The organism is Streptomyces sp. NPDC001410 (assembly GCF_042895235.1).
Taxonomy (GTDB): domain Bacteria; phylum Actinomycetota; class Actinomycetes; order Streptomycetales; family Streptomycetaceae; genus Streptomyces.
Window position 1 is genome coordinate 480,815 of the sequence record NZ_JBIAWE010000006.1, and the last position, 6,619, is coordinate 487,433.

Consider the following 6,619-nt stretch of genomic DNA (forward strand, 5'->3'; position numbering starts at 1 on the left):
CCTCGACCGACCGACTCGGGGAGCCCCTGCCGGCTCAGCGACCGCGCTCCCGCTCCTCCACGATGGAGTTGTACGCCGCCACCTGCGCCCGCCGGGCCGTCCGCTCGACCGGCCGCAGCGCCGCGGACCGCGCCGCCATCTCGGCAGAGCTGACCGCACCCCCGTGCCCGTTGTCGTAGGCCAGGGACACCAGCATCGCCACCCGCCGCGCCAGCTCCAGCACCCGCACCGCACGCGGCGGGTACCCGGGCGCCAGCACCTCCCGCCCCCGCGCGGCCCGCGACCGGTAGGCGTCGATCGCCGCCTCCGCCGCCGGACCCGACCCGGCGACATCCAGCTTCGACAGCATCTCGGTCGCGTCCCGCAGGGCCTCCGCCAGCTCCCGCTCCGCCTCGCCCAGCGAGGGCACATCGGCGGGCGGCGCCTCCCGCACCGGCAGCACATGCCAGACGACCTCGATATGCAGATCACCCTCGGGCCCGGCCGCGTACACCTCCGGAACCAGCCCGAACGCGGCACCGAAGCAGACCACCGCCTCCTCGGCCTCCAGCGCCCGCGCATTGAACTCCGGCGGACCGCTCAGCCCCAGCGGATGACCGGGCGCGGGCAGCGCGACCCGCAGGCCGGTCACCCCCAGCGTCCGCAGCCGCCCGAGCGCGAGCGTGAGTCCGACCGGCGCCGACTCACCCGGCAGCCCCTCCACCCGGTGCACCGCGTCCTCGCCCACGATGGCGAGTGCGGCGTCATCCGGAGAGGAAACTCCGGACAAAAGGGCATTTCCCCAAGCGGCAAGGCGTCCTGAACGCGGTTCCGAGAGCATGGCCCCACCCTAAGGACCGGACCGATGGAATGGAGCGACGCACGCGTGGCGTAGATTTCATGGGGGGCTGCGCCCACCGGCGTGGCGGACCGAGCCCACAGGCGTACGCGACAGCCGAGACCGGCCACACTGCAAGGGGAGACAACGCGCTCATGAGCGATGTTCTGGAGCTTCAGGACGTATCCGTGGTCCGCGAGGGCCGGGCTCTGGTGGACCAGGTCTCCTGGTCGGTCAAGGAGGGGGAGCGCTGGGTCATCCTCGGCCCCAACGGCGCCGGCAAGACCACCCTCCTGAACGTCGCCTCCAGCTACCTCTACCCCAGCAAGGGCACCGCCACCATCCTCGGCGACACCCTCGGCAAGGTCGACGTCTTCGAGCTGCGCCCGCGCATCGGCGTGGCCGGCATCGCCATGGCCGAAAAGCTCCCCAAGCGCCAGACCGTCCTGGAGACCGTGCTGACGGCCGCGTACGGGATGACGGCCCACTGGCAGGAGGAGTACGACGAGGTCGACGAGCAGCGCGCCCGCGCCTTCCTCGACCGCCTCGGCATGACCGAGTACGTGGACCGGAAGTTCGGCACGCTCTCCGAGGGCGAGCGCAAGCGCACCCTGATCGCCCGCGCCCTGATGACCGACCCCGAGCTGCTCCTGCTCGACGAGCCCGCCGCCGGCCTCGACCTCGGCGGCCGCGAGGACCTGGTCCGCCGCCTCGGCCGGCTGGCCCGCGATCCCATCGCCCCCTCGATGATCATGGTCACCCACCATGTCGAGGAGATCGCCCCCGGCTTCACCCACGTCCTCATGATCCGTCAGGGCAAGGTTCTCGCCGCGGGCCCGATCGAACTGGAACTGACGTCCCGTAACCTCTCCCTCTGCTTCGGCCTGCCGCTCGTCGTCGAGCAGGTCGGCGACCGCTGGACCGCGCAGGGCCTGCCCCTGTCCTGACGCCGCCCCGCTCCCCGTTCGCGCCCTGTCCGCCGCCCGACCGCGGTCCTACCATGACCATGTGAACGACATCGACGCATGGGTGTGGTGGCTCGTCGGCGCGGCGGCGCTCGGAATCCCGCTCGTGGTCACCGCGATGCCGGAGTTCGGCATGTTCGCGGTGGGAGCCGTCGCGGCCGCGGTCGTCGCCGGCCTGGGCTTCGGCGTCGTGATCCAGGTGCTCGCCTTCGTCGTCGTCTCGGTCGCCCTCATCGCCGTGGTCCGCCCCATCGCGGCCCGGCACGGCAGGCAGCGGCCCCAACTGGCCACCGGCGTCGACGCCCTGAAGGGCAAGCAGGCCGTCGTCCTGGAGCGCGTCGACGGCTCCGGCGGCCGGATCAAGCTCGCCGGCGAGGTCTGGTCGGCCCGCGCCCTGGACACCGGCCGCGCCTACGAAGTCGGCCAGGAAGTGGACGTCGTGGACATCGAGGGGGCCACCGCGATCGTCATCTGAGCCATCTGACCCACGAGTTGGGCGACGGTCTGCCAGACTCGACGAGCAAGATCTTCAACAACCACAGGATCTGCCACGGTGCCGAGGCGGAGAGGGGTACGGGGAACACGATGGAACCGGTCATCATCGTCCTGGTCATTCTGGTGGTGTTGGTCTTCATCGCCCTGATCAAGACCATCCAGGTCATCCCACAGGCCAGCGCCGCCATCGTCGAGCGCTTCGGCCGCTACACGCGGACACTCAACGCGGGCCTCAACATCGTGGTCCCGTTCATCGACACCATCCGCAACCGCATCGACCTGCGCGAACAGGTCGTACCGTTCCCGCCCCAGCCGGTGATCACCCAGGACAACCTGGTCGTGAACATCGACACGGTCATCTACTACCAGGTCACGGACGCGCGGGCGGCCACCTACGAGGTCGCCAGCTACATCCAGGCCATCGAGCAGCTCACGGTCACCACGCTCCGCAACATCATCGGCGGCATGGACCTCGAACGCACCCTGACCTCCCGCGAGGAGATCAACGCGGCCCTGCGCGGTGTCCTCGACGAGGCCACCGGCAAGTGGGGCATCCGCGTCAACCGCGTCGAGCTGAAGGCCATCGAGCCGCCCACCTCCATCCAGGACTCGATGGAGAAGCAGATGCGCGCCGACCGTGACAAGCGCGCGGCGATCCTCACCGCGGAAGGTACGCGCCAGGCAGCCATCCTCACCGCCGAGGGTGAGAAGCAGTCCCAGATCCTGCGCGCCGAGGGTGAGGCCAAGGCCGCCGCCCTGCGCGCCGAGGGTGAGGCCCAGGCCGTCCGTACGGTCTTCGAGGCGATCCACGCCGGCGACCCGGACCAGAAGCTGCTCAGCTACCAGTACCTGCAGATGCTCCCGAAGATCGCCGAGGGCGACGCCAACAAGCTCTGGATCGTCCCCAGCGAGATCGGCGACGCCCTCAAGGGTCTCTCCGGCGCCATGGGCAACTTCGGCCCCCTGGGCGGCGGCGCCTCCGTCCCGCCCCAGAACAACGGGCCCAGCACGGAACGCCGCGAAAAGCCGTCGATCGACTGACAGTTCTTCACGACGCCGGGTTCACCCAGCCCCCGCGCCTCTGAAGGGGGTGCGGGGGCTGTATGGGTCAGGCAGCGTCCAGAGCCAACCAGTCAGGCAGAGCGGCAAGATCCTCCTGGCCCAGAGCCAAGAGCATCGCATCCGCGGGAGTCGGCTCGAACGGCTCCCGGAGCAAGGCCATCCCGGCCTCCTCCGGAGTCCGGTTGGCCTTCCGGTGATTGTCCTCCGCACACGCGGCGACCGTATTCAGCCACGTGTCCTGCCCGCCCTGCGCCCGCGGCAGTACATGGTCCACGGTCGTCGCCCTGCGCCCGCAGTACGCGCACCGGTGCCGGTCCCGGACCAGCACCCCCCGCCTCGACCACGGAGCTTGTCTTCGGAACGGCACCCGTACGTACCTGCACAGCCTGATTACCCGGGGCGCGGGTATGTCCACATCGGCACCGCGCATACGCAGTTCGGGATGGGTCTGCTCGACGACGGCCTTGTCCTGCAGGACCAGCACGACGGCTCGGTTCAGAGTCACCGTCGACAGCGGCTCGAAGCTCGCGTTCAGGACCAACGTGTCACGCATCCAGCCCACCTCCCGTGTGCACCTGCCCACCCCCCGGCGGGCTTGGATCAACTCTGGACGGGCGCGCCGAGATGGACAACGCAATAAAAAATGCCCGCCTCCGATCACTTCCAAGACCGGAGGCGGGCAAACGTTCAATGAACGCTTGACTGAATCAGTGTGCTGCGTCAGCCCTTGGCGGGGTTCTCGTACTCGCCGATGAGCTGGGCACGCGCGAGCGCGTGGAACCGCAGATTGAAGCCGACGACGGCCGGAGAGACGTCCGCGTCCGGGCCGAGCTTCTCCTGGTCCACCGCGTACACCGTGAAGACGTACCGGTGCGGGCCGTCCCCGGGCGGCGGAGCGGCACCGCCGAAGTCCTTCGACCCGTAGTCGTTGCGCACGTGCACCGCGCCCTCGGGCAGGCCCTCGAACTTCCGGCCGCCCGCACCGGCCGGCAGCTCCGTCACCGAGGCGGGGATGTCGAACAGGACCCAGTGCCAGAACCCGCTGCCGGTCGGCGCGTCGGGGTCGTAGCAGGTCACGGCGAAGCTCTTGGTCTCCGCGGGGAAGCCCTCCCACCGCAGCTGCGGCGAGGTGTTCCCCTCGGCGTAGACCTGCGCGCTCCCCAGCGTCGCGCCCTCCTCGACGTCCTCACTCGTCACCGTGAACGACGGCACGGGAGGATGGAAGTCGTGGGGGAGCGGCCGCCGCTTGAGCTCGGTCACCTCGGTACCTCCTGATCGATCTTGTCCAGTAGGTCAGAGCCTAGAACCAGTTGCGCTTGCTGCCGACCTCGGACAGCCACTGGTTGAGGTAAGCCGCCCAGTCGGTCCCGTGGAAGTCGTTCAGACCCACCTGGAAGGAGCGGAAGGTGTCCGAGCCCTCGCTGAACAGACCCGGCTTCTTGTCCATCTCCAGGACGACGTCCATGGCGTGCTCGTCGGCCACGAAGCTCAGCTCGACCTGGTTCAGGCCCCGGTACTGCGACGGCGGGTAGAACTCGATCTCCTGGTAGAACGGCAGCCGCTGCCGCGTACCCCGGATGTGGCCGCGCTCCATGTCCGCGTTCTTGAAGCGGAAGCCCAGCTGGATGAAGGCGTCCAGGATCGCCTTCTGCGCCGGCAGCGGGTGCACGTTGATCGGGTCCAGGTCGGAGGAGTCCACGGCACGGGCGATCGCCAGCTCGGTGGTCACCCCGATGTGCATCCCGCGCAGCGCCTGCCCGTCGATCATCGTGACCGGCGTCTCCCACGGGATCTCCAGGCCGAACGGCACCGCGTGCACGGCCCCCGCCTGCAGCTCGAAGGCACCGCCGAGCCGCACCTTGGTGAACTCGATGTCCTGCTTGTACTCCTGGTCGCCGCTCTCGACCTCGACCCGCGCCTGCAGGCCGACGGACAGCCCCTCGATCTCCTGGTTCACGGACCCGCCCTGGATCCGCACCTCGCCCTGGACCACGCCGCCCGGTACGGCATTGGTCTCGGTCAGCACCGTCTCGACCGAGGCCCCGCCGGCCCCGAGGCTCGCGAGCAGCTTCTTGAACGCCATGACTCTCCCTTTACGAATGGACCCTCGACCCGTACAAACGCGATCCGGTCACGACCGGTTCCGAGGCCTCACCCTGGCAAGGGGAGCGAACCTTGACCACCCCTTGGCCCGGAACCCTCTGGACTACGCTCGGACGGCATGATCGCGCCTCCGGACCGTACGCCACTGCGCAGAGAGTTCTTCGACCGCCCCGTCCTGGACGTCGCCCCCGACCTCCTCGGCCGCATCCTGGTCCGCACGACCCCCGACGGTCCGATCGCCGTGCGCCTCACGGAGGTGGAGGCGTACGACGGCCCGAACGACCCCGGCTCACACGCTTACCGTGGCCGCACCGCCCGCAACGAAGTGATGTTCGGTCCGCCCGGACACGTGTACGTCTACTTCACCTACGGCATGTGGCACTGCATGAACCTGGTCTGTGGACCCGAGGGCAGGGCGAGCGCCGTACTGCTCCGAGCCGGTGAAGTCGTCGAGGGCACTGAACTGGCTCGCAAACGTCGACTTTCGGCCCGGAGTGACAAGGAACTGGCCAAGGGTCCGGCACGCCTGGCCACCGCCCTCGAGGTCGGCCGCGCCCTGGACGGCACGGACGCGTGCGCCTCCGGCGAGACCCCACTGAGGATGCTGACCGGTACTCCTGTACCTCCTGACCAGGTGCGCAGCGGTCCACGCACCGGAGTCGCCGGCGAAGGCGGCAACGGCGACGTCCATCCCTGGCGCTTCTGGGTGGCCAACGACCCGACGGTGAGCCCCTATCGGGCCCATGCGCCACGGCGCCGCTCAAGTTGACGCGCCCTAGCAAGGTGCGTAATGTAGCCCGAGCCGCTGAACCGGGTACGGCGATCGCCTGCAGCCGGAGCGGCCAAACCACTACTCAGCTACAACCCCTCACCGGGGTCGATTCTGGCGCGCCCGCGTGCCTGAATTCGAACCCGAGAGACTCGATTATGAGTCGCCGAGGGAATCGGCTAACGTAGTGAATGTCGAAAGGCCGACGAGCGAAAGCCCGAAAAGCCCAAGACAATCCCGCCGACCGGGAATCGGACGCCGAGAGGGTCTGATAGAGTCGGAAACACCGAAGGGAAGCCCGGAGGAAAGCCCAAGAGGGTGAGTACAAAGGAAGCGACCGTTCCTTGAGAACTCAACAGCGTGCCAAAAATCAACGCCAGATATGTTGATACCCCGTCCGTCGGAATC

9 protein-coding genes are annotated in these 6,619 nt (G+C 68.8%); 4 read left to right on the forward strand and 5 right to left on the reverse strand.

Annotated elements, in window-relative coordinates; all coding sequences use genetic code 11:
* Nucleotides 1–34: 34 nt before the first annotated feature.
* Nucleotides 35–820, reverse strand: a complete 786-nt coding sequence (locus tag ACFY3C_RS16135; protein WP_386573885.1) for a hypothetical protein — start codon at nucleotides 818–820, stop codon at nucleotides 35–37.
* Between the two features lie 152 nt (nucleotides 821–972).
* Between ACFY3C_RS16135 and ACFY3C_RS16140 the strand changes: the two genes are divergently transcribed.
* The 3 genes from ACFY3C_RS16140 (at nucleotide 973) to ACFY3C_RS16150 (ending at nucleotide 3,318) form a co-directional block, all read left to right on the forward strand.
* A complete protein-coding gene (locus tag ACFY3C_RS16140) occupies nucleotides 973–1,764 on the forward strand; it encodes an ABC transporter ATP-binding protein (RefSeq protein WP_386573884.1) in 792 nt (263 codons plus the stop codon).
* Between the two features lie 61 nt (nucleotides 1,765–1,825).
* Nucleotides 1,826–2,257: an NfeD family protein gene (locus ACFY3C_RS16145; protein ID WP_386573883.1), complete on the forward strand. Its 432-nt coding sequence runs from the start codon at nucleotides 1,826–1,828 to the stop codon at nucleotides 2,255–2,257.
* A 110-nt stretch (nucleotides 2,258–2,367) separates the two neighbouring features.
* Nucleotides 2,368–3,318: an SPFH domain-containing protein gene (locus ACFY3C_RS16150; RefSeq protein ID WP_386573882.1), complete on the forward strand. Its 951-nt coding sequence runs from the start codon at nucleotides 2,368–2,370 to the stop codon at nucleotides 3,316–3,318.
* Between the two features lie 67 nt (nucleotides 3,319–3,385).
* On the opposite strand, the gene ACFY3C_RS16155 is transcribed toward ACFY3C_RS16150, so the two are convergent.
* From ACFY3C_RS16155 to ACFY3C_RS16165, 3 genes are all read right to left on the reverse strand, one after another.
* On the reverse strand, nucleotides 3,386–3,892 hold the full coding sequence (locus ACFY3C_RS16155) for an HNH endonuclease (RefSeq protein ID WP_390771137.1): 507 nt from the start codon (nucleotides 3,890–3,892) through the stop codon (nucleotides 3,386–3,388).
* A gap of 167 nt (nucleotides 3,893–4,059) precedes the next feature.
* Nucleotides 4,060–4,599 (reverse strand): YbhB/YbcL family Raf kinase inhibitor-like protein, encoded by a 540-nt coding sequence (locus tag ACFY3C_RS16160; RefSeq protein ID WP_386573880.1) that lies wholly within the window; start codon nucleotides 4,597–4,599, stop codon nucleotides 4,060–4,062.
* 40 nt (nucleotides 4,600–4,639) lie between these two features.
* Nucleotides 4,640–5,422, reverse strand: a complete 783-nt coding sequence (locus ACFY3C_RS16165) for a sporulation protein (protein ID WP_386573879.1) — start codon at nucleotides 5,420–5,422, stop codon at nucleotides 4,640–4,642.
* 138 nt (nucleotides 5,423–5,560) lie between these two features.
* Here ACFY3C_RS16165 and ACFY3C_RS16170 point away from each other — a divergent pair, with 138 nt between their 5' ends.
* Complete coding sequence (locus tag ACFY3C_RS16170) at nucleotides 5,561–6,211, forward strand: DNA-3-methyladenine glycosylase (protein WP_389185066.1); 651 nt, start codon at nucleotides 5,561–5,563, stop codon at nucleotides 6,209–6,211.
* Between the two features lie 179 nt (nucleotides 6,212–6,390).
* On the opposite strand, the gene ACFY3C_RS16175 is transcribed toward ACFY3C_RS16170, so the two are convergent.
* On the reverse strand, nucleotides 6,391–6,619 hold a 229-nt coding region (locus ACFY3C_RS16175), incomplete at its 5' end, for a hypothetical protein (RefSeq protein WP_390771138.1).